Annotated in this window: 18 protein-coding genes; 13 read left to right on the top strand and 5 right to left on the bottom strand. The window is 73.0% G+C overall.

Translation table 11 applies throughout. The annotated features are described in order from the left end of the window. Positions 1 to 57: 57 nt before the first annotated feature. Positions 58 to 3,036 carry a choice-of-anchor D domain-containing protein gene (locus P1V51_20840; protein ID MDF1565497.1) on the bottom strand — a complete coding sequence of 993 codons (2,979 nt, stop codon included), beginning with the start codon at positions 3,034 to 3,036 and terminating at the stop codon, positions 58 to 60. A gap of 363 nt (positions 3,037 to 3,399) precedes the next feature. On the opposite strand from P1V51_20840, the gene P1V51_20835 reads away from it, so the two are divergent. The 13 genes from P1V51_20835 (at position 3,400) to P1V51_20775 (ending at position 13,572) form a co-directional block, all read left to right on the top strand. Then, positions 3,400 to 4,320: a response regulator gene (locus P1V51_20835; GenBank protein MDF1565496.1), complete on the top strand. Its 921-nt coding sequence runs from the start codon at positions 3,400 to 3,402 to the stop codon at positions 4,318 to 4,320. Positions 4,321 to 4,323: 3 nt separating this feature from the next. Next, entirely contained in the window at positions 4,324 to 5,307 is a 984-nt protein-coding gene (locus tag P1V51_20830) for a GGDEF domain-containing protein (GenBank protein ID MDF1565495.1), read from the top strand. A 160-nt stretch (positions 5,308 to 5,467) separates the two neighbouring features. Further along, a complete protein-coding gene (locus tag P1V51_20825; protein MDF1565494.1) occupies positions 5,468 to 5,878 on the top strand; it encodes a hypothetical protein in 411 nt (136 codons plus the stop codon). Between the two features lie 9 nt (positions 5,879 to 5,887). Continuing rightward, positions 5,888 to 6,319, top strand: coding sequence for a hypothetical protein (locus tag P1V51_20820; GenBank protein MDF1565493.1), 432 nt, complete (start codon positions 5,888 to 5,890; stop codon positions 6,317 to 6,319). Next, positions 6,316 to 6,921 carry a hypothetical protein gene (locus P1V51_20815; protein MDF1565492.1) on the top strand — a complete coding sequence of 202 codons (606 nt, stop codon included), beginning with the start codon at positions 6,316 to 6,318 and terminating at the stop codon, positions 6,919 to 6,921. The genes P1V51_20820 and P1V51_20815 overlap by 4 nt, the downstream gene beginning before the upstream one ends. After that, positions 6,914 to 7,225 carry a hypothetical protein gene (locus tag P1V51_20810; GenBank protein ID MDF1565491.1) on the top strand — a complete coding sequence of 104 codons (312 nt, stop codon included), beginning with the start codon at positions 6,914 to 6,916 and terminating at the stop codon, positions 7,223 to 7,225. Before P1V51_20815 ends, P1V51_20810 begins: the two co-directional genes overlap by 8 nt. A gap of 131 nt (positions 7,226 to 7,356) precedes the next feature. Beyond that, complete coding sequence (locus P1V51_20805; protein MDF1565490.1) at positions 7,357 to 8,421, top strand: FliM/FliN family flagellar motor switch protein; 1,065 nt, start codon at positions 7,357 to 7,359, stop codon at positions 8,419 to 8,421. Continuing rightward, positions 8,418 to 8,666, top strand: a complete 249-nt coding sequence (locus P1V51_20800; GenBank protein ID MDF1565489.1) for a hypothetical protein — start codon at positions 8,418 to 8,420, stop codon at positions 8,664 to 8,666. Before P1V51_20805 ends, P1V51_20800 begins: the two co-directional genes overlap by 4 nt. Beyond that, the gene (locus tag P1V51_20795; protein MDF1565488.1) at positions 8,663 to 9,373 is read left to right on the top strand and encodes a flagellar type III secretion system pore protein FliP; all 711 of its coding nucleotides are present in this window, start codon (positions 8,663 to 8,665) and stop codon (positions 9,371 to 9,373) included. The genes P1V51_20800 and P1V51_20795 overlap by 4 nt, the downstream gene beginning before the upstream one ends. Continuing rightward, on the top strand, positions 9,370 to 9,639 hold the full coding sequence (locus P1V51_20790; protein ID MDF1565487.1) for a flagellar biosynthetic protein FliQ: 270 nt from the start codon (positions 9,370 to 9,372) through the stop codon (positions 9,637 to 9,639). The genes P1V51_20795 and P1V51_20790 overlap by 4 nt, the downstream gene beginning before the upstream one ends. Beyond that, the gene (locus P1V51_20785; protein MDF1565486.1) at positions 9,636 to 10,346 is read left to right on the top strand and encodes a flagellar biosynthetic protein FliR; all 711 of its coding nucleotides are present in this window, start codon (positions 9,636 to 9,638) and stop codon (positions 10,344 to 10,346) included. Before P1V51_20790 ends, P1V51_20785 begins: the two co-directional genes overlap by 4 nt. Further along, positions 10,343 to 11,425: an EscU/YscU/HrcU family type III secretion system export apparatus switch protein gene (locus tag P1V51_20780; GenBank protein ID MDF1565485.1), complete on the top strand. Its 1,083-nt coding sequence runs from the start codon at positions 10,343 to 10,345 to the stop codon at positions 11,423 to 11,425. The genes P1V51_20785 and P1V51_20780 overlap by 4 nt, the downstream gene beginning before the upstream one ends. Beyond that, on the top strand, positions 11,422 to 13,572 hold the full coding sequence (locus P1V51_20775; protein ID MDF1565484.1) for a flagellar biosynthesis protein FlhA: 2,151 nt from the start codon (positions 11,422 to 11,424) through the stop codon (positions 13,570 to 13,572). The genes P1V51_20780 and P1V51_20775 overlap by 4 nt, the downstream gene beginning before the upstream one ends. Here the strand turns inward: P1V51_20775 and P1V51_20770 are convergent. From P1V51_20770 to P1V51_20755, 4 genes are all read right to left on the bottom strand, one after another. Continuing rightward, entirely contained in the window at positions 13,518 to 13,886 is a 369-nt protein-coding gene (locus tag P1V51_20770) for an integration host factor subunit beta (GenBank protein MDF1565483.1), read from the bottom strand. The two genes, P1V51_20775 and P1V51_20770, sit on opposite strands and share 55 nt — an antisense overlap. Positions 13,887 to 14,071: 185 nt before the next feature. Then, on the bottom strand, positions 14,072 to 15,424 hold the full coding sequence (locus P1V51_20765) for a YhjD/YihY/BrkB family envelope integrity protein (protein ID MDF1565482.1): 1,353 nt from the start codon (positions 15,422 to 15,424) through the stop codon (positions 14,072 to 14,074). Positions 15,425 to 15,490: 66 nt separating this feature from the next. Continuing rightward, a complete protein-coding gene (locus tag P1V51_20760; GenBank protein ID MDF1565481.1) occupies positions 15,491 to 15,832 on the bottom strand; it encodes a PilZ domain-containing protein in 342 nt (113 codons plus the stop codon). Between the two features lie 2 nt (positions 15,833 to 15,834). Beyond that, positions 15,835 to 17,776, bottom strand: a 1,942-nt coding sequence (locus P1V51_20755; GenBank protein ID MDF1565480.1) for an Rne/Rng family ribonuclease, incomplete at its 5' end; no start/stop codon positions are given.

Here is a 17,776-nt window from a genome sequence, read left to right as displayed (position 1 = left end):
CCCTCACTCGCCGCTCGAGAGCGGCGTTCTATTTCGCTTGGTCGCCCCAGATGGGCGTCAGAGGCACTGCACCTCGTAGGTGACCTCGACCGTGTCGCCCGGCTCGGGGATCGCCAGCGGATCGAAGTCGACCGAGTTGGTCGCCGTGTCGAGGTCCCAGGCCGTCGCGGTGTAGCTCGAGCCATCGGGGCGATGGACGACGACCGTGACGGTGCCCGGGACGGGGATGTTGTTCAGGAAGAAGCGGCTCTTGTAGCCGAAGGCCACCAGGGAGAGGTTCTCCAGGGCCTTGGACCAGTCGGAGGTGCAGATCGACTCCACCACGCCGCCGGTGCGGCGGGCGACGTCGATGTACTCCGGACCGGCGGAGGCGCTGCCGCCCGCTCCGCTGCAGCCCCCCGGCGAGGGGCCGACGATGGCGGAGCCCGAGAAGAGGTTGGCCCGGCGGAAGCCGCGGATGTTCAGGAAGAAGTTGATGTAGAAGTCGACCACGTTGCCCGACTGGTCGTGCTCGTCGGAGATGAAGATCACCGCCAGGTGGGCGTCGGGGCGCAGGAAGCCGCCGTTCACCGTCGGGTCGTTGATCTTGGGATCCGAGAGGGCCATGTACCCCGCCTCGAGCCCCTTCTCGGTCGCGCTGCCGCTGGTGCCGAGCTGGACGTTGGCCCGGAAGACGCCCTCGGGGTCGGTCAGATCCGGGGTCACGATCCGCGCCCGGGAGCCATCCGTCGGGACGAAGGCCCCCTGCTCGCCCGACGAGCCGGTGTCGGTGGTGGTCGCGGCGATGTGGTAGTCGATGGCCTGCTGGGTCGCGAAGCGGATGAAGGAGTCGAAGTTCGTCGAGAGCGCGGTCTGCTCCTCGTACATCGAGCAGGAGTTGTCGATGACGAAGAGGATGTCGGCCTCGGGCTGATCCAGCTGCACGAAGGTGTCGGTCTGGATGGCGTCGGTGGCGCCGGTGCCGGTCACCGTGATCACGAAGGGATCCGGGAACTGGGCGATGTCGAGGTAGACGGCGGCGCTGTCGTCACCCAGATCGACGGGCTTGTAGCTCATCGTGAAGCAGGCCTGGCCTCCCGGCGTGATGGTCTGGCCGCTGGGCGTCCCCACCCCCGGCGGGAAGCTCATGAAGAAGAACTCGGTGTTGGGGCTCGACTCGACCAGGGTGAGGTCCATCAGGGTCACGTTGGTGGAGCCGGTGTTGTAGACGCAGAACTGCCGGTCGCGGGTCGAGCAGCCGACCTTGATCACGCCGAAGTCGAGGTCGTCCGGCGCGATGAGGATCTCGGCGGCCCGGGCGGTGGCGGTGAGCGCCACGTCGATCTCGGGGTTGCTCGGATCGGAGACGTAGAAGCGGACCGTCCCGTGGTAGCTGCCGTTGTCGGCGGCCATGAACTCCACCGCCACCCGCTGGGTCTGGCCCGGATCCAGGAGGATGCCGTTGAGGGGGCCGGCGGGCAGGCTGAACTCGGGATCCGAGTCGCCGGTGAGATCGAGCACCGAGACCAGGCACTGGTCGGAGGCGCCGGCCGGGTTGGTCACCCCGAACTCCAGGGTGCGCCGCTTGTTGCGCTCGACGTTGCCGAAGTTGAGGGCCGGCGGCGTCACCAGCGGGCTGCAGGGCGGCAGGTCGATGCCGGTGCCGTGGAGCTCGGCGATGGCCTCGAGCTCGTCCGCGTCGTTGGAGGACACGACCAGCTCACCTTCGATCGAGGCCTCGGTGGTCGGATCGAAGGCCACCACCACCTCGCGCACGTCACCGACCGGGAGGACGAGGTCGGTGGGCGAGGAGACGATGGTGAAGTCGGTGGAGCCGCGGATCGCGATGTCGGAGATGACCAGGTTCTCGAAGCCCACGTTGGTGATGATCACCCGGCGGGTGAGGGGGGCGCCCATGGCGACCGGCCCGAACTCCACCGAGGGAGGCAGCAGCTCGATGTCCGGGCCGCCGCCGCGGCCCACCACGACCACCTGACCCTCGGGGTTCTTGGGGTCGGTGGAGTACCAGCCGATGGCGCCGGTGTGGCTGTTGAGGTCGCCCGGGGAGAAGGTGATGCCCACCGGCACGACGTCGCCCTCGTCCAGGACGATCGGCAGGGTGAGGGACTCGACCGAGAAGGCGGGGTCCGGCGCCGAGCCCTGGGTGAGGCTGACCGGGTCCACGCCGGTGATCTGCACCTGGCGGTTGCCGATGTTCCGGAAGGTGATGGGCCGGGTCAGGGTGGAGCCCGGGTTCACCGCGCCGAAGTCGATGGAGGCGGGCTCGACCACCAGGCCCGACTCGATGCCCACGCCGGAGAGGTTCACGTTCACCGGCTGGCAGGCGTCGCAGGGCTCGATGGTGAAGGCCGCGAGGTGCCTCCCGGTGAGCGCGGGGGAGTAGGTGACGTCGATGGTCGCCTCGTTACCGGCCTCCAGCAGGAAGACCTCACCCGAGGTGCCCGCCGGCGCCGTCATCTCGAACTGCGCCGCGGACTGCCCGGTCAGGGGCCGCAGGCGCACGCCGGCGGCGTCGGTGCCGGTGTTGGAGACGGTGATGCTCAGGGTCTTGAGCGTCTCGACGATGACGTTCCCGAAGTCGAGGGCCTGGGGCGTCACCGCGACCGCCGGGATGAAGCCCCGCCCGGTCACGGTCACGACCTTCTCGGGCACGTCCCGGGAGTTGCTGAAGAAGGTGATCGTCGCGTCCGCCACCCCGACGTCGATGGGCTGGAAGGTGACCTCGATCCGGGCGATGCCGCCGGTGGCGAGGGTCACCTTGCGGGGCGAGACCTGGAACCAGTCCTTGCCCGTGCCGGTGATGAGGGTGTTCTCGACCTTCAGGGTGCCCTGCCCGGTGTTGGAGAGCTCGAGCTCGATGATCCGGGCTCCGCCGACCTCTACGTCGCCGAAGTCGAGGTGCTCCTGGTCGACGGTGGGAATCGCGTTCGTGCTGGTGACGCCGCCCCCGTTGTCACAGCTGCAAGCCGAGACCGAGAGGGAGAGCGCCAGCCCGAAGAGGACGATCGGAGTGGTGAGCAGGGTGGTCGATCGCATGAGGTACCTCTGTGAACCGGGAGGTTGTCGGGTGCGGGCCCGGCGCGGGAGTCGTTCGACGGACGCCGGGAATTCGAGGGTGAAGGTACGTGCAAGCCCGGATCCGAAAACGGAAGGAAGGAGCCCGAGAGCCCGTAGAGACCGCAAAGCCCCTTTTCTGGTGGGCTCGTAGCAAACGATCCAGGGGTGGCCTTTGTCAATGCCCGTCCCGGGCCGTCCAGAACCTGAACGACTGGACGACCGACGCGCCAGGGTCGGAGCCCGCGGAGGGCCGGTTCCGGCGTCCTGGAAGCGATCTGGCGATGGCAGGGCCCCAGGGGGTAGACTTCGGTCTGCGCGATGCGGAGGCGGGAGAAGATCCTAGTGGCGGACCGGAACCCGCGCTTTCTGGAAAGCACCCGTGATCTGCTCGCCCGGGACGGCTACCGGGTCCAGCTCGCCCGCTCGCTGGCCGCCGCCCGGCGGGAGCTGAAGACCTTCGAGCCGGACATCGTCCTCACCGGCGCCCGCCTGCCCGGCGGGGATGGGTACAGCCTGGTGCAGCACGTCAAGGAGGTCTTCGATCCGACCATCCCCTGCGTCCTGCTCTTCTCCCGTGAGGATCGCGCGGCGGTGACCCACTGCCGGAAGGTGGGCGCCGAGAACTACCTCGTCCGGCCGCTCAAGCGGCGAGAGCTCCTCACCTGCGTCCGCTCGATGGCGCTCATCCGTCAGCTCAAGGGCGAGATGGCGGCCATCGCGGGCCGCCCGGGCCGCGCCCCCGCCGAGCTGCGGGAGGAGAGCAGCGTCCGCGAGGCGCGCACCGGCTTCTACACCTTCGCCTACTTCAAGGAGGCGCTCTACGTGGAGGTGAAGCGGGCGCGCCGCTACGACTACCCCCTCGCCGTGCTCCTGATGAGCTACGACCCGCCGCGCCTCGAGGAGATCAAGGCCGCGGCGCCGGATCAGGACGCCATCCTCGACGAGCTCTACGGCGGTCTCGCCCTCGCCGTCCGGCGCTCCCTGCGAGACACCGACCTCCCGGTCTCCTACGGCCGCCAGAACATCCTGATCCTCATGCCCCACACCTCCCTCGAGGGAGCCGTCGCCGTGGGCAAGCGCATCCGCTCCGTGATCAAGCGCAGCCGGATCCAGGCCGGCGGCACCACCTTCACCCCCACCCTCTCGGTGGGGCTCTCCGCCAGCCGTCCCTCCGAGCGCATGAGCTTCGCGGGCCTGATCAAGGCCTCGAGCGCGGCGCTGCGCTTCGCCCTCGAGCGGGGCGGGAACAGGATCGTCTACTAGAGCATGAGCAACGACCGCCAGGAGAAGGAGCCGCCGGCCGCCGCACCGGTGTCATTGATCGTCGAGCCCAACCGGGGGGCGCTGGGCCGGAGCATCGAGGCCCTCGAGGAGGCGGGGCTGACGGCGAGGGGCTGCGCCGAGATCGAGGAGGCCGTCGCCCTCCTCGAGGCGCACGGCGAGGACGCGATCGAGGTCGTGGTCCTCTCCGTCACCGAGGGCTTCGAGGCCGAGCAGGTCTCCCTCGCCCTCGAGACCCTGCCCGAGCCCCGCCCGGCCCTCCTCACGATCTTCCCGAAGGGCTCGGACGTGGTCGAGATGGAGAGCGAGGCCGAGCGCCTCGGCGCCCAGGGGGCCCTCGCCCGGCCGGTGCCCCTGCGCGCCCTCGGGCTGACCGCCTGGGCGCTGGCGCAGATGGTGGCGGCCCACCGGGAGCGGCAGGCCGCCGGCAAGGCCGCCGCCAGCCTGGAGGAGGCCGCCGCGCCGGTCGATCCGCGCACCCACCTCTACCGCTTCGAGCACTTCAAGCCGCTGCTGGCGGCCGAGCTCAAGCGCGCCCGACGCTACGGGATCCCCTTCACCCTCCTGCGCGTCGCCTTCGACTCCCTGGCCGAGGTGGAGCTGGCCCACGGTGCCGAGATGGTCGAGACCCTGGAGGGCGGCCTGCGGCTGGCGGTCTCCCGGGCGCTCCGCGATCAGGACATCGCCGTCGATCTCGGGCCCGGACACATCCTGGCGGTCCTGCCTCACACCGGCCACCGGGGCGCCCGCTCCGCGGCCGAGCGCATCCGGCGGCGAGTCGCCAAGACCCGCCTCACCCTCATCGAGGGCAGCGCCGGCACCACCGCCAGCATCGGCATCGCGGTCTACCGGGGGAAGGGTGACGTCTCCTTCGCCCAGATGATCCGGGAGGCCACCGACGCAGTCGCCATCGCCCAGGACGCCGGCGGCAACCGGGCCGCCGAGGTCCCGCTCACCCGGAGGAAGTAGAGGCTCCGGTCCGGGCGACGGACCGAGGTCGCGCCTTCGGACGTGCGCCACGCTGCGCGCACCCCGTCACCGGCACGAGAGCCGCACTGGAAGCGGATCCGGAGGGGTGGCACGCGCCTTGTAGCTGGCGGCCGGCGACCCCGAACCCCGGAGCCCGGACATGTCCCTCGACTTCCCCACCGCCCTCTCCTCGCCCTCCCCCGCCGCGCCCTCGGCGGCCCTCCCCGGCAGCACCTTCCGGGGCCGGATCTCGCGGGGCCTCGACGTCGCCTCGCAGGTCGCCGGCGCCGCCGGCGCCCTCGTGCCCGGCGCGGGGCTGATCTCCCTCGCCCTCGGCGGCATGTCCCGCCTCCTCGGTGCGCGCGGCGCCGGGACCGCCGGGGCCGCCGGTGGCCTGGCCGCCGAGAGCCCGGGGCTCGAGTCGCTCCTGTCCGGCTCCCGCGGGCTCAACCTGCGCTACCTGGCCCTGCAGGAGAGCATGGCCAGAGAGGCCCGGGCCTACACCGCGCTCTCCAACATCATGCGGGCCCGGCACGAGGCCGCTCAGAACGCCATCGCCAACATCCGCTAGGGGGAGCGCGTGCCCATCGTCACCAGCGCCGTCTCCTCGTCCGCACCCCTCACCGGGGCGGCCCCCCGGCTCCCCGCCGCTCCGGCCACCGACGGTCCCCCGGGGGAGCGCTTCCGGGTCCACCTGGAGCGGGCCGGCGGGATCCCCGCTCCGCCCGTCGAGCCAGGCCCGGTGGCCCCGGGAGGCTCCGCGCCCCTCGCGGCCGTCGGGGATGCGGGCGCCACCGAGAGCGTCTCCCGCCTCTACCGGGGAGCCCGCGAGGGAAGCCGGGCGCTCGACGCCCTGATCTCCGAGGCGCGGGCCGGCCGCACCTTCACCAGCCAGGAGCTCATCGGGCTCCAGGCCCGCATCTACCGCAGCACCCTGATCCTCGAGACCTTCTCGAAGGTCGTCGAGTCCACCTCCAGCGGGGCACGTCAGCTCCTGGGGACCCAGCTATGAGCCACGCCCGGAACCTCGCCGCCTCCCTCCTCGTCCTCCTCGGGCTCACCGGCTGCGACGCCAGCGCGCTGCAGGTCGCCGACGAGGCGCAGGCCAACCGCGCGCTGACCGTGCTCTACGCCGCTGGCCTCGAGCCGACGAAGGAGAGCAGCCGGGAGGGCTTCGACATCCGGGTCTCCGCCTCGAAGCTCCGGGAGGCAGTGACGGCCCTCGATCGCGCGGGGCTCCCCCGGCGTCGGCCCGAGGGCTGGGACGACACCCTCGAGGGCGGCGGGCTCGTCCCCTCCCGGGTCGAGGAGCAGGTGCGCCTCGTTCGCGGCGCCGCCGGTGAGGTCACCCGGACCCTGCTCACCCTCCCCGGCGTGATCGACGCCCGGGTCCACCTCGCGGCGACCGGCCTCGGCGGCGGGGGGCGCGAGCGGGAGCCCACCATCGAGAAGGCATCGATCCTCCTGAGGGTGCTCCCCGACGCCAGCCCCACCGAGGCGGACACCCGCGCGGTGAGGTCGCTGGTCGCCGGCGCCGTCGCCGGCCTCGAGCCCGAGCACGTCGAGGTCGTGGTGGTGACCCTCCCCTCCGGCAGGCCCGGCCCCGATGCCTGACGCGGCCGCGAGGCCCCGCTGGCGGACCGACCTCGAGACGGTCGGGCTCGCCCTGGCACCGGACACCTGGGTCCGGCTGGAGGCTCACCTGCCCCCCGCGCCCGCGCCCACCCGGGCGCCCGCCGGCGGCGCCGATCGCGCCAGCCGGCTGGCCGCCCTGGCGCAGCTGGTCCGGGCCTCCCGGGAGGAGGGGTCGGCCTCGGGTGCCCCCGGATCGGAGGTGGTCCTCTCCCGGAGCGATCAGCGCGTCCTGCTCTGGCGGCCGCCCCACCTCGCCCTGCTCCTGCGCGCCGCCCCTCGCTGAGCGCCGCCGGTCGGTCCGGTTCGCGGACGCATGGCCGGCGATCGGACCACCACGAGAGGCTCCAGCTGCCCGGGAGACCCTCGAGGGCGCCTTCCTGCAGGTGGCACGCCCCTTGGAGAGAGGCTCCGCCGATGGACGCCACGATCACCCGCGATCTTCGCCACGAACCCGGCCTCGCTCCCCTGCGGCTGCGCCGCGTCGAGGACGAGAACTCGCTGCTCCTCGAGCACGCGCTCCTCGCCAACCGGCTGGCGGGGTGGCTGGCGGTGCAGCTCTCGCGGGCCGGTGCGGTGCTCGGCGAGCCCCTCGCCCTGCGTGAGCCGCGTCCCGGACCGGCGGGCCGGACCGTCGGCCTGGAGCTGGCGCTCCAGCACCGCGCGACCGGCGCCCTCGCCTCCCTGGTGGTGGGGCCCGGCCTCCTGCGCGCGGACGAGGGCGTGGCCCGGACGCCTCGCCCGGATCCCGGCTCCCCTCCGGGGCGGCTCGAGCGCGCGCTCTTCCTCCACCGGCTCCTCGGCCTCCTCGCCGCCGTGGCCGAGGAGGAGGGCCCCCACCTCTCCCTCGCGGCCCGGCCCGCCGCGTGCGCCCGCCACACCCTCTCCTTCGACCTCCACTGGGGCGAGCGCGCCGGCGCCGTCGAGGTGGGCCTCGACCCCTCGCTGCTCGAGCTCTGCCGCGGGCTGCCCCCGCCGCCGGTGGAGCTCGCCGCCCGCCCCGGCTGCCCTCGCCAGGTCAGGGTCGCCCTGGAGCTGGGCCGCACCGCGCTGCCCTACGCCGAGCTCGCCCGGCTGCGCCCCGGGGACCACCTCCTGCTCCACGCCGAGCACCGTCGGGTGGAGGGCCGGCTCCTCGGTCCGGCCCAGCTCTGCCTCGCCCCCGGGCTGACGGCGAGCGGGAGCCTCGGCCCGGACCACCTCGCGATCGAGGCCCTCGCCCCCCCTGTCCACCTGCACCCGGAGACCCCCTCCATGACCGGTACCCCTCTCGACGACCTCCGCATCGACCTGCACCTGCGGCTCGGTCGACTCTCGCTCGACCTCGAGTCCCTCGCCGCGCTCGCCCCCGGCGTCGTCCTGCCCCTCGACCTGCGCTCGCCCGAGGTCGAGCTGGTGGTCGACGAGGAGATCCTGGGCCGGGGCGAGCTCGTCGAGCTCGACGATCGGCTGGCCGTGCGCCTCACCGCGAGGCGGAGATGAGCCTGCTCCTCTCCCTCGGGCTCCTGGTGCTCGCCGCGGCGGCCCTGCTCCACTGGCAGCGCCGCCGCCAGGCCCCCGCGGGCCCCGACCTCACCCTCAGGGCGCGCCTCGAGCTCGCCCCCCGGGTCGGGCTGGCCGTGGTGGAGTTCCGGGGCGAGCACCTGGTCGTCGGCTGGGGTGAGCCGGCCCCTCGCCTCCTCACCCGCCTGGCCGAAGCCTCCGGGGAAGCGGGAGGCGAGGCATGACCCCGACCCTCCCCGATCCCACGCAGCTGGCGGAGTTCGGCCTCGCCGCCGACATCCCCCAGACCGTCATCCTCCTCGCCCTCCTCTCCCTCCTGCCCTTCCTGGCGGTCATGGTGACCTCCTTCGCCAAGATGGCGGTCGTGCTGGGCATCCTGCGCTCGGCCCTCGGCAGCGCCACGGTCCCACCGACCACGGTCCTGACCTCCCTGGCCTTGCTCCTCTCCTGCTTCGTCATGGCCCCGGTCGCCCAGCGAGCGCACGCCGCCCAGGCCGAGGCCGCGCGCGCGGGCGCGTCCTTCGAGGCGCGGCTCGATGCGGCGGCCGGACCGCTGCGAGACTTCCTCCTGCGCCACAGCCGCCCCGAGGATCGACTTCTCTTCCTCGAGCTCGCCGCCGGCGGCGAGGGCGTCGCGGAGGGCACCTCGACCCCGCCCGGGGAGGCACCCGCGCTGCGGATCCTCGTCCCCGCCTTCCTCCTCGGCGAGCTGCGGGAGGCCTTCCGGATCGGCTTCCTCCTCTTCCTCCCCTTCCTCGTGGTCGACCTCGTGGTCAGCGCGGTGACGCTCTCGCTCGGGATGCACATGCTCTCGCCCACCACGGTCTCCCTCCCCTTGAAGCTCCTCCTCTTCGTGGCGACGGACGGCTGGCAGCTCCTGGCCGAGGCCCTCGTGCGCGGCTACCTCCCCGGCGGAGGGCTCGGGCCATGAGCGCGTTGCCCGCCGAGCTCCTCGCCCAGGCCCTGCACGCCGCCCTCGCGCTGGCCGCGCCGCCGGTGCTGGCCGCCGCGCTCATGGGCCTGCTGGTGGGCGTCGCCCAGGCCATCACCCAGATCCAGGACCAGGCCCTCGCCCTCGCCCTGCGCCTGCTGGCGGTCGGCCTCACCCTCGGGCTCACCGGCCCCTGGGCCTTCGACGAGCTGGCCCGGCTGACCACCGACCTCCTCCTCCTCGCCGCGGAGCCCACCCTCCGATGAGCCCGGCCGTCCTGCGCGACCTCCTCTTCTGGGCGCCCCTCCTCTGGATCGTCCCGCTCTTCGGTGGCCGCCACCTCCCGGCGCCGGCGAGGCTCGCGCTGGCCCTCGGGCTGGCGCTCCTGGCCGACCCCGCCCTCCCGCCGCCCGCGCCGCTCGAGCTCGGCCTGGCCTTCGCCGCGGGGCTCACCGCCGGGCTGACCCTCCACCTCCCCTTCGCGCTGCTGCGGGGCGTGGGCGGCGTGGCCGCCCAGAGCCGCGGCACGCCCTCGCAGTGGTCGGGCACCTCGACCGGCGGGGAGCGGGCGCCGCCGCTGGCGCTGGCCCTGGAGCTCGCCCTGCTCGTCGGCGCCGGCAGCGCCGGGCTGGACCACCGCGTCCTGCGGGTGGCGGCCCGGCTCCTCGCCAGCGGCGGATCGATGCGGCATCTCCCGATCCTGGATCTCGCGGACCTCCAGCAGCTGGGCCTCCTCTTCTTCGGAGCGCTGGTGGCCCTGGCCCTGCCCTTCCTCCTCGCCAGCCTCCTCCTCGATCTCGCCCTCGGCCTCGTCGGCCGCTTCCTCCCCGCCCTCCCGCTCTTCTTCCTCGGTCAGCCGCTCAAGTCGCTGGGCGTCGCCCTGGTCGCGGCGCTGAGCGTGGGTGAGCTGCTCCCGGCCGTCGCCGAGGTGCTCGAGCGCCTCGAGCCCCTCCTCCTCGGGAGCGGCCGGTGAGCGAGGCCCGCCGCCACCCTCCCAGCGCGCGCCGCCTCCGCCAGGCCCGGCGGGAGGGCCGCGTCCCCGTCTCTCCCGAGCCCGCGGGCCTCCTCGGCGTCGCCGCCCTCCTCATGATCCTCGGCCCGGGGTTGGCGCCGGCCGGCCGCCGGATCGCCGCGCTCTGGCCCCTCCTCCTCTCCGAGGAGTGCGACCCCGCGGCGGCGCTGGCGCAGGCGGCCTCGACCCTCCTCGCGCTGCTCCTCCCCTGGCTCGCGCTCCTCGGGCTCGGTGGGTGGCTCGCGGGGCTCGCTCAGAGCGGCGGCCACCTCGGCCTCCACGCCCTGCGCCCCCGCCTCGAGCGCCTCTCCCCGGCCGCCGGCTGGCGGCGCCTCTTCGGCCTCGATCGCCTGGCGGGGCCGCTGCGGGGGCTGCTCCTCGTCCTCCTCGCCCTTCCCCTCTTCGGGCGCGTCTTCGCCGCGCAGCTCCCCACCCTCGCAGCCCTGCCGCGCCTCGGCGGCGAGGTCCCGGCCCTCGGCCTCCTGCCCGGGCTCGCCCGGCCCCTCCTGTGGACGGGCCTCGGGCTCGCGGCCCTCTCGGCGCTCGGCGACACCCTCTGGCGCCGGCATCGCCACCAGGTCTCGCTGCGCATGAGCGATCGAGAGCTGCGCGAGGAGGCGCGCCAGGACACCGGCGACCCCCGGGCCCGGCAGGAGCGCCGGGGCCGGCACCGGCAGATGACGCTCGCCCCCGCGCCGCCCCTGGGCGAGGCCAAGGTCGTCGTCCTGAACCCGACCCACCTCGCCGTCGCGATCCACCACGATCACCTGGACGCCCTCCCCTACCTCGGACGCCGGGCCACCGGCCTGGCCGCCGCCCGCGTGCGGGCCGAGGCGCGCCGGGCCCGCGTCCCGATGCTCCGCGACCGGCACCTCGCCCGCGCGCTCATGCGCCTCGATCCCGGGGAGGAGATCCCCGCCGAGCTCTTCGCCCCGGTCGCCGCGCTCCTCTCCAGCGTCTACCGCGCCGGCCTCGCGCCGCCCCCTGGCGGCGGCGAACGGAAAGCCCCCGCCCCCTCGCCTCCCGGAGCCCCTCGATGAAGAACCCCTCGCCGCTCCTCGATCTCCTCGCTGCCCTGGGCGTGCTCTTCGTCGTCGGCAGCCTCCTGATTCCGCTCCCGCTCCTGCTCCTCGATCTCCTGCTCACCCTCAACCTCGGCCTGGCGCTCCTCCTCCTCGCGACCGCCCTCCTCCTCCATGATCCCCTCCGCCTCTCGTCCTTCCCCACGCTCCTGTTGATCTCCACCCTCTTCCGCCTCGCCCTGAACGTCTCCTCGACCCGGCAGATCCTCGGCCGCGGCGAGGCCGGACAGATCATCGAGGCCTTCGGGGCCTTCGTCGTCGGGGGCTCGCACATCGTCGGCGCGGTGGTCTTCGCCATCCTCACGGTGGTGCAGCTGGTGGTGGTGGCGCGCGGCGCCGAGCGGGTCGCCGAGGTGGGCGCGCGCTTCACCCTCGACGGGCTGCCCGGCAAGCAGCTCTCCATCGACGCCGACCTGCGCAGCGGTGGTTGCAGCCAGGCCGAGGGTGCCCGCCGCCGGGCGCAGCTGGAGGAGGAGAGCCGCTTCTACGGTGCCCTGGACGGCGCCATGAAGTTCGTGAAGGGCGACGCGATCGCCGGGCTCCTGATCACGCTCATCAACGTCGTGGGCGGCCTCGCGGTGGGCGTGGGGATCCACGGCCTCTCCCCCGGTGAGGCGGCCGCGCACTTCACGCTCCTCTCCATCGGGGACGGCCTGGTCTCCCAGCTCCCGGCCCTCCTGGCTTCCGTCGCGGCGGGCGTCGTCGTCACCCGCGTGGCCCGCCAGGGGGGCGAGGGGGGCTCGGCCGGTGAGCTCGTGCGGCAGCTCGTCGACGACCCGCGGGCCCTCGCCCTGGCCGCCACCGTCCTCGTCGTCCTGGGCCTCGTCCCGGGGCTCCCGCTCCTCCCCTTCCTCCTCTCGTCCCTCACCCTCGGCGCCGCCGCGCGCTTCGCCTACCGGCGCAAGGACCGCGACCGCGAGCTCGATCCGGACGGCGAGCTACCCGAGCCCCGCGCCGCCGCGCCGGGATCCGCGCCCCCTCCCGGCGCCGTCCTCCCGGCGAGCCCACGCGCGGCCGCCTCCCGGGCGCTGGTGCTCGAGCTGGGGGACACCGCGGCCGGGGACCACGAGGCGCTCCCGGGAGAGCTGCGCCGCGCCCTCCAGGCCCGCCTCGGCCTGGCGCCCCCGCCCCTCCTGCTGCGCGAGGGAGCGGCGGGCCGCTACCGGCTGCTGCTCCACGGCGCGCTCCTCGCCGAGGGAGTCCTCCCCGAGCGCGCGGTCCTCCCGCTGCGGCGGGACGAGGCCCGGCTGCTGGGCATCGACGGACGCGAGATCGAGCACCGGGGCCAGGCTGCGCTCGAGCTCGAGGCCGGCGCCGAGGCGCTGGCGCGACGCTGCGGCCTGCACCCCCTCACCCCCGATCGGCTCCTGGTCAGCGCGCTCCAGAGCGCGCTCGCGGACAGCGCCGGCGAGTGGCTGACCCTGCAGCACACCGCTGCCCTCATCGATCACCTGGAGGGCGAGGCCCCCTCCCTCGTCGAGGAGGTGCGCGCGCGGCTGGGCCCCTCGCTCCTCCACCGCGTCCTGCAGCTCCTCCTCGAGGAGGGCGTCCCCCTGCGTCCCCTCGATCGCCTGCTCGAGGCGCTCCTCCTGGTCGAGCCCGAGCGCCTGCTCGGCGAGGGCATCGAGGTCGCCCGGCGAGCCCTGGGGCGACAGCTGGTGCAGCCCCTCCTCGAGGCGGGGGCGCTCCCCTGCCTCCTCCTCGATCCGCTCACCGACGCCCGGCTGCGGGGCGCCCTCGCCCGGCTGGAGGACGCCCCGGTCCTGGCCCTCGATCCCGAGGAGCAGACCGCACTCCGGGAGGGCGTGGAGCGCCTCGCCGGCGCCCGCCCCGTCGCCCTGCTCGCCCCGGAGGAGCTGCGCTCGGCCCTCTCGCGCCTCCTGCGGGCTCGCCCGGCGGGCGGACCCCGGATCGAGGTGCTCGCCTACGGCGAGCTCCCGGCCGAGCTCCCCCTGCGACCCCTCGGCCGCCTCGAGCTCCCCTCCGGATCCCGGGCGCAGCTCGACCCCTTTGAGGGTGTGGCCTTGCTCGATCCGGGAGGCCGGATCGATCAGTCGCCGGGGTGGCCCGGCTCGTCGCTCATCGCGCCGGCGCCTGCGGCCTGAGCCTGCTCACCGCGCGCGGCCCGGAGCTCCTCCTCGAGGAGGAGGTTGATCCGCTCGCGCAGCTCCTTGCCGGTGCGGAAGAGGATGCCGCGTTTGGGGGCGACCGGAATCACCTCACCGGTCTTGGGGTTACGCCCCTGGTAGCCCTTGTAGTGCTTCACGTGGAAGGCACCAAAGCCCCTGATTTCAATGTTTTCGCCACCACAGAGGGCGTCCCGCATGGTCTCGAAGATCACCTCGACAGCCTGCTCGGCCTGCTTCTGGGTAATCCCTCGTTTTTCCACGAGAACGTGTACGAGATCGGACTTCAACATGCCCTACTCTCCCGACTCCTCTTGCCGACCGAGCATTTCGGGCTCCCCTCTTGCGAAAAACGACCCCCGATACGCACGTGGAGGCCAGGGTCAATGAAGAGACGTTAGCTTTGAACCATATGTAATTGCAAGCGAATCTTCTTCGGGGGCCAGCGGGGACCCGCCACCGGCCCGGGCCCCCGAGGTCAGCCTTCCCGGAGGTCCCTGGCCAGTGCCTGATAGGTGATCTTGTCCAGGCTCTCCGCGGCGAGGGCCTCGGCCTGCACCTGCAGGGCCTCTAGCTCAATACTTCCGGGCCCTTCCGTCAGTTTGAACACGTCCTGCTCGCTCCCCCGCACCGCTCCGACCACGTCTCCGACGCTGATCTGCTCGAGCACCCGGGCTGGTAACCACCCGGAATCCGTGGCCCCCGCCAGGGCCTCGCGCACCAGCCCGGCGTCCCGGAGCTGATCGAGGACCTCCCGGACCAGGCGGACGGGCGCGCCGAGGCGCTCGCTGCAGGAGGCGGCCTGGGGGGGATCGCCGCCGTCGTGGAAGGCGGAGGCCACCTCCAGCATGAGGCGAGCGGCCAGGATCTCTCGGGTGCGGGTGGAGGCGTCCCGGGCGCGCTGCTCCAGGCGCAGGGTGTTCACGTTCTGGTTCGCGAAGGTCAGCTCGCAGCCGAAGAGCAGGAGGATCCAGCAGATGTTCACCCAGATGATGAAGACCGGGATCGCCCCCAGCGACCCGTAGAGCGCGTTGTAGGAGAAGAGGTGCGCGGCCACCCAGGCGTAGCCCCACTTCGCGCCCTCGAAGAGCGCGCCGGCGATGAGCCCGCCGATCAGGGCGTGCCTCACCTTCACCCGGGTGTTGGGGACGATCAGGTAGAGCAGCGCGAAGCCCAGCACCGAGAGCAGCGCCGGCACCAGCCCGAAGAGCCCGGCGAGCCCGGCGAAGGTGCCGCTGCCCAGCCAGCCCCGCAGGGCCGCGGTGGTCGCGAGGCTCAGGGCCAGCAGGATCGGGCCGAGGGTCATCAGGCTCCAGTAGACGACCACCCGGTAGAGCAGGGAGCGCTTGCGGCGCACCCCCCAGATGCCGTCGAAGGCAGCCTCGGTCGCGATCATCAGGCGGATGGAGCCGTAGAGCAGCAGCGCGACGCCGATGCCCCCCACCGCCCCCCCGTGGAACTTCGCGATCAGGCCGTCGAGCCAGCTCACCAGCTGCGAGTCGGAGCCGACCGCGAGGTTGTCGTAGATGAACTTCTGCACGCTCTCCCGCAGCGAGGTGAGGCCACCCAGGGCCTGGAAGATCGAGAAGATCACCGCCAGGAAGGGGACGATCGAGAGGAGGGTCACGAAGGCCAGCGCGTTGGCCCGCACGAAGATCTTGTCCTCCCGCAGGCCCTTCACGACCAGGAGGACCACCTGCAGCTGCCGCAGGAGGAACCAGACCATCCCCTTGTGCTGGGAGTGGTCCCGCTCCCAGACATCGACGTCGAAGAAGTGACGGATCGCCGCCAGGACCTCGACGATGGAGGCGAGTTGGGAAGACCGGCTCACCGCTCGATTGTAGGTGAAGGCCTGCCTCCCCCCAAGGAAGGTGCCCTCACCCCCGGCCAGCGTCGATCAGCCTCCGGTGACCAGGCGCTCGATCAGATCCTGGCTGTAGTCGGAGAGCTCGCGGAAGACGACGCCCATCCCGGCGGGGCGATCCCCCCCGGGCAGGACGACGCGCACGACCTCGCCGATCCCCTCGAGGGTCTCGATCTCGTCGGCGACGACCGAGAACTTGAGGGCGACCCGGGTCCCCACCGGCAGGGGGTCGTCGCTGCGGACGAAGACCCCGGAGCGGGAGAGGTCGGCGACGTACTCGGTGATGAAGGCTTCCATGGAGGCGAACTCGTGGTTCACCTGCAAGCGGACCTCCTTGCGCAGCGCCTCGAGCTCCTCGCGGGCCTGTTCGTCCATGCTCACGCCTCGCTCGAGGCCGGCGGCGAGGCTTTGTTCCCGCCACCCTCACCAGACTTGGCCTCGCCACCCTGGTCCTCGCCCCCGCCGGCCCCGTTCTCCCGGGCCTCGCCCCCGCCCTTCTGCCCGCGCCCACGGCGGCGGCGGCGACGGCGGCTGTTGCGCTCCCGGGCCTCGGAGGTGCCGGAGGCGCGCGCCGCGACGGGCTCCTCCGGGGTGCTCACCACGGCGGCGCCGGTGCCGGTGTTGCGCGAGACCAGATCGTACTGCTCGCGGTGGTAGCCCTCCTGGGGCCGGATGATGACCTTCTTGCCGCAGCGCTCCATCGTGTGACCGAGCGCGTCGCGCTCGACGGTGGTGAGGAGCGCGGCGACGTCCTTGCTGCAGTTCACGAAGACCGAGTTGCCCTTGCGATGGGCGGCCTCACGCATGACGTCGCGCAGGACCTCGTAGGCCACCGTCGTGGTGGTCCGCACCATGCCTCGGCCGTCGCAGTAGGGGCAGGCCTCGTGCATCATCCGGGTGAGGGACTCGCGGACCCGCTTGCGGGTCATCTCGACCAGGCCGAGATCGGAGATCTTCAGGATGTTGGTCTTCGCCTTGTCGGAGCGCAGCGCCTTGTCGAGGGCCCGGTAGACCTTCTCCCGGTTGGACGACTTCTCCATGTCGATGAAGTCGATGATGATGATGCCACCGAGGTTGCGCAGGCGGAGCTGATAGACGACCTCGTCCGCCGCCTCGATGTTGATCTTGGTGATCGTCTCCTCGAGGTCCTTCTTGCCGATGTAGCGGCCCGAGTTGACGTCGATGGCGGTGAGCGCCTCGGCCTGATCGATGATCAGGTAGCCGCCGCTCTTCAGCCACACCTTCCGCTGCTGAGCCCGCTTCAGCTCGTCTTCGATCCCGTAGGCATCGAAGATCGGCTCCTTGCCCTCGTAGAACTCGAGGCGATCGAGGAGCGCCGGGATGTGCTTCTCGACGAAGGACCGCACGCGCTCGTAGGCCGTCCGGTCGTCGATGATCAGCTTGTCGACCTCTCCGCTGAAGAGGTCGCGCGTCGAGCGCAGGATGAGGTCGAGGTCCGGGTGGAGGAGCGCCGGGGCGCTGATCCGCTCCTTGCGCTTGTTGATGTCGGCCCAGAGGTCGAGCAGGAAGCGGGCGTCGGTCCGCGCCTTGTCCCGATCCACACCGTCCGCGACGGTGCGCACGATGAAGCCCGTCCCGGGCGGACGCAGCTCCTCGATGGTCTCTCGCAGCCGGCGGCGCTCCTTGTCGGAGGCGATGCGGCGCGAGATGCCGACGTGATCCACCGTGGGCATGAAGACCAGGTGGCGTCCGGGGAGGGAGACGTGGGTCGTGATCCGGGCGCCCTTCGAGCCGATGGGGGCCTTGGAGACCTGAACGATGAGCTCGTCGCCTTCCTTGATCAGCTCCTCGATCTTGGCTCGCTTCACCCGGCGACGGTCCCGGCGGTCCCGGCGAGCCTCGCCGCTGCGGGCGCGGCGCTCGGAGGTGCGGCCCCGGCGGCGGCCCCGGCCCCGGCGACCGCGGTCGTCGTTGCCGTCGTCCTCCTCCCGGTCCTCGCGCTCGTTCTTCTTGTCCCGGGCGCCGGCCCCGTCCTTGCCGGCCTCGGCCTTCGCCTCGGCGGGCTCGCCCTCACCGGACTCCGGGGACCGGTCCCGGCCCCGGGAGCGACGACCCCGTCGACCCCGCGAGCGGCCCCGGCGGGGCTCCGAGTCGGCGGACGCGGCCGCACGGTCCTCACCCTCTTCCGCGGAGCCCTCTCGAGCGTCCTCGGTGGCGCTGGCCTCGCCGGCGGTCTCCCGGTCGTCGTCCGAGCCCTCGTCGTCGTCCGAGCCCTCGTCGTCGTCGGAGTCCTCGTCGTCGTCGGAGTCCTCGTCGGCGTCGGAGTCCTCGTCGTCGTCGGAGTCCTCGTCGTCGTCC

It is taken from the genome of Deltaproteobacteria bacterium (assembly GCA_029210625.1).
In the GTDB taxonomy this organism is placed as follows: Bacteria; Myxococcota; Myxococcia; order SLRQ01; family SLRQ01; genus JARGFU01.
Note: the sequence above shows the minus strand (reverse complement) of the source record. Positions and strands in the feature narration are given on the sequence as shown.

Coding starts and splice junctions, on each gene's coding strand:
- P1V51_20830 (MDF1565495.1), top strand. CDS start 4,324: ATGAGCAACGACCGCCAGGAGAAGGAGCCGCCGGCCGCCGCACCGGTG.
- P1V51_20775 (MDF1565484.1), top strand. CDS start 11,422: ATGAAGAACCCCTCGCCGCTCCTCGATCTCCTCGCTGCCCTGGGCGTG.
- P1V51_20760 (MDF1565481.1), bottom strand. CDS start 15,832: ATGGACGAACAGGCCCGCGAGGAGCTCGAGGCGCTGCGCAAGGAGGTC.
- P1V51_20815 (MDF1565492.1), top strand. CDS start 6,316: ATGAGCCACGCCCGGAACCTCGCCGCCTCCCTCCTCGTCCTCCTCGGG.
- P1V51_20825 (MDF1565494.1), top strand. CDS start 5,468: ATGTCCCTCGACTTCCCCACCGCCCTCTCCTCGCCCTCCCCCGCCGCG.
- P1V51_20805 (MDF1565490.1), top strand. CDS start 7,357: ATGGACGCCACGATCACCCGCGATCTTCGCCACGAACCCGGCCTCGCT.
- P1V51_20810 (MDF1565491.1), top strand. CDS start 6,914: ATGCCTGACGCGGCCGCGAGGCCCCGCTGGCGGACCGACCTCGAGACG.
- P1V51_20800 (MDF1565489.1), top strand. CDS start 8,418: ATGAGCCTGCTCCTCTCCCTCGGGCTCCTGGTGCTCGCCGCGGCGGCC.
- P1V51_20770 (MDF1565483.1), bottom strand. CDS start 13,886: ATGTTGAAGTCCGATCTCGTACACGTTCTCGTGGAAAAACGAGGGATT.
- P1V51_20840 (MDF1565497.1), bottom strand. CDS start 3,036: ATGCGATCGACCACCCTGCTCACCACTCCGATCGTCCTCTTCGGGCTG.
- P1V51_20785 (MDF1565486.1), top strand. CDS start 9,636: ATGAGCCCGGCCGTCCTGCGCGACCTCCTCTTCTGGGCGCCCCTCCTC.
- P1V51_20795 (MDF1565488.1), top strand. CDS start 8,663: ATGACCCCGACCCTCCCCGATCCCACGCAGCTGGCGGAGTTCGGCCTC.
- P1V51_20790 (MDF1565487.1), top strand. CDS start 9,370: ATGAGCGCGTTGCCCGCCGAGCTCCTCGCCCAGGCCCTGCACGCCGCC.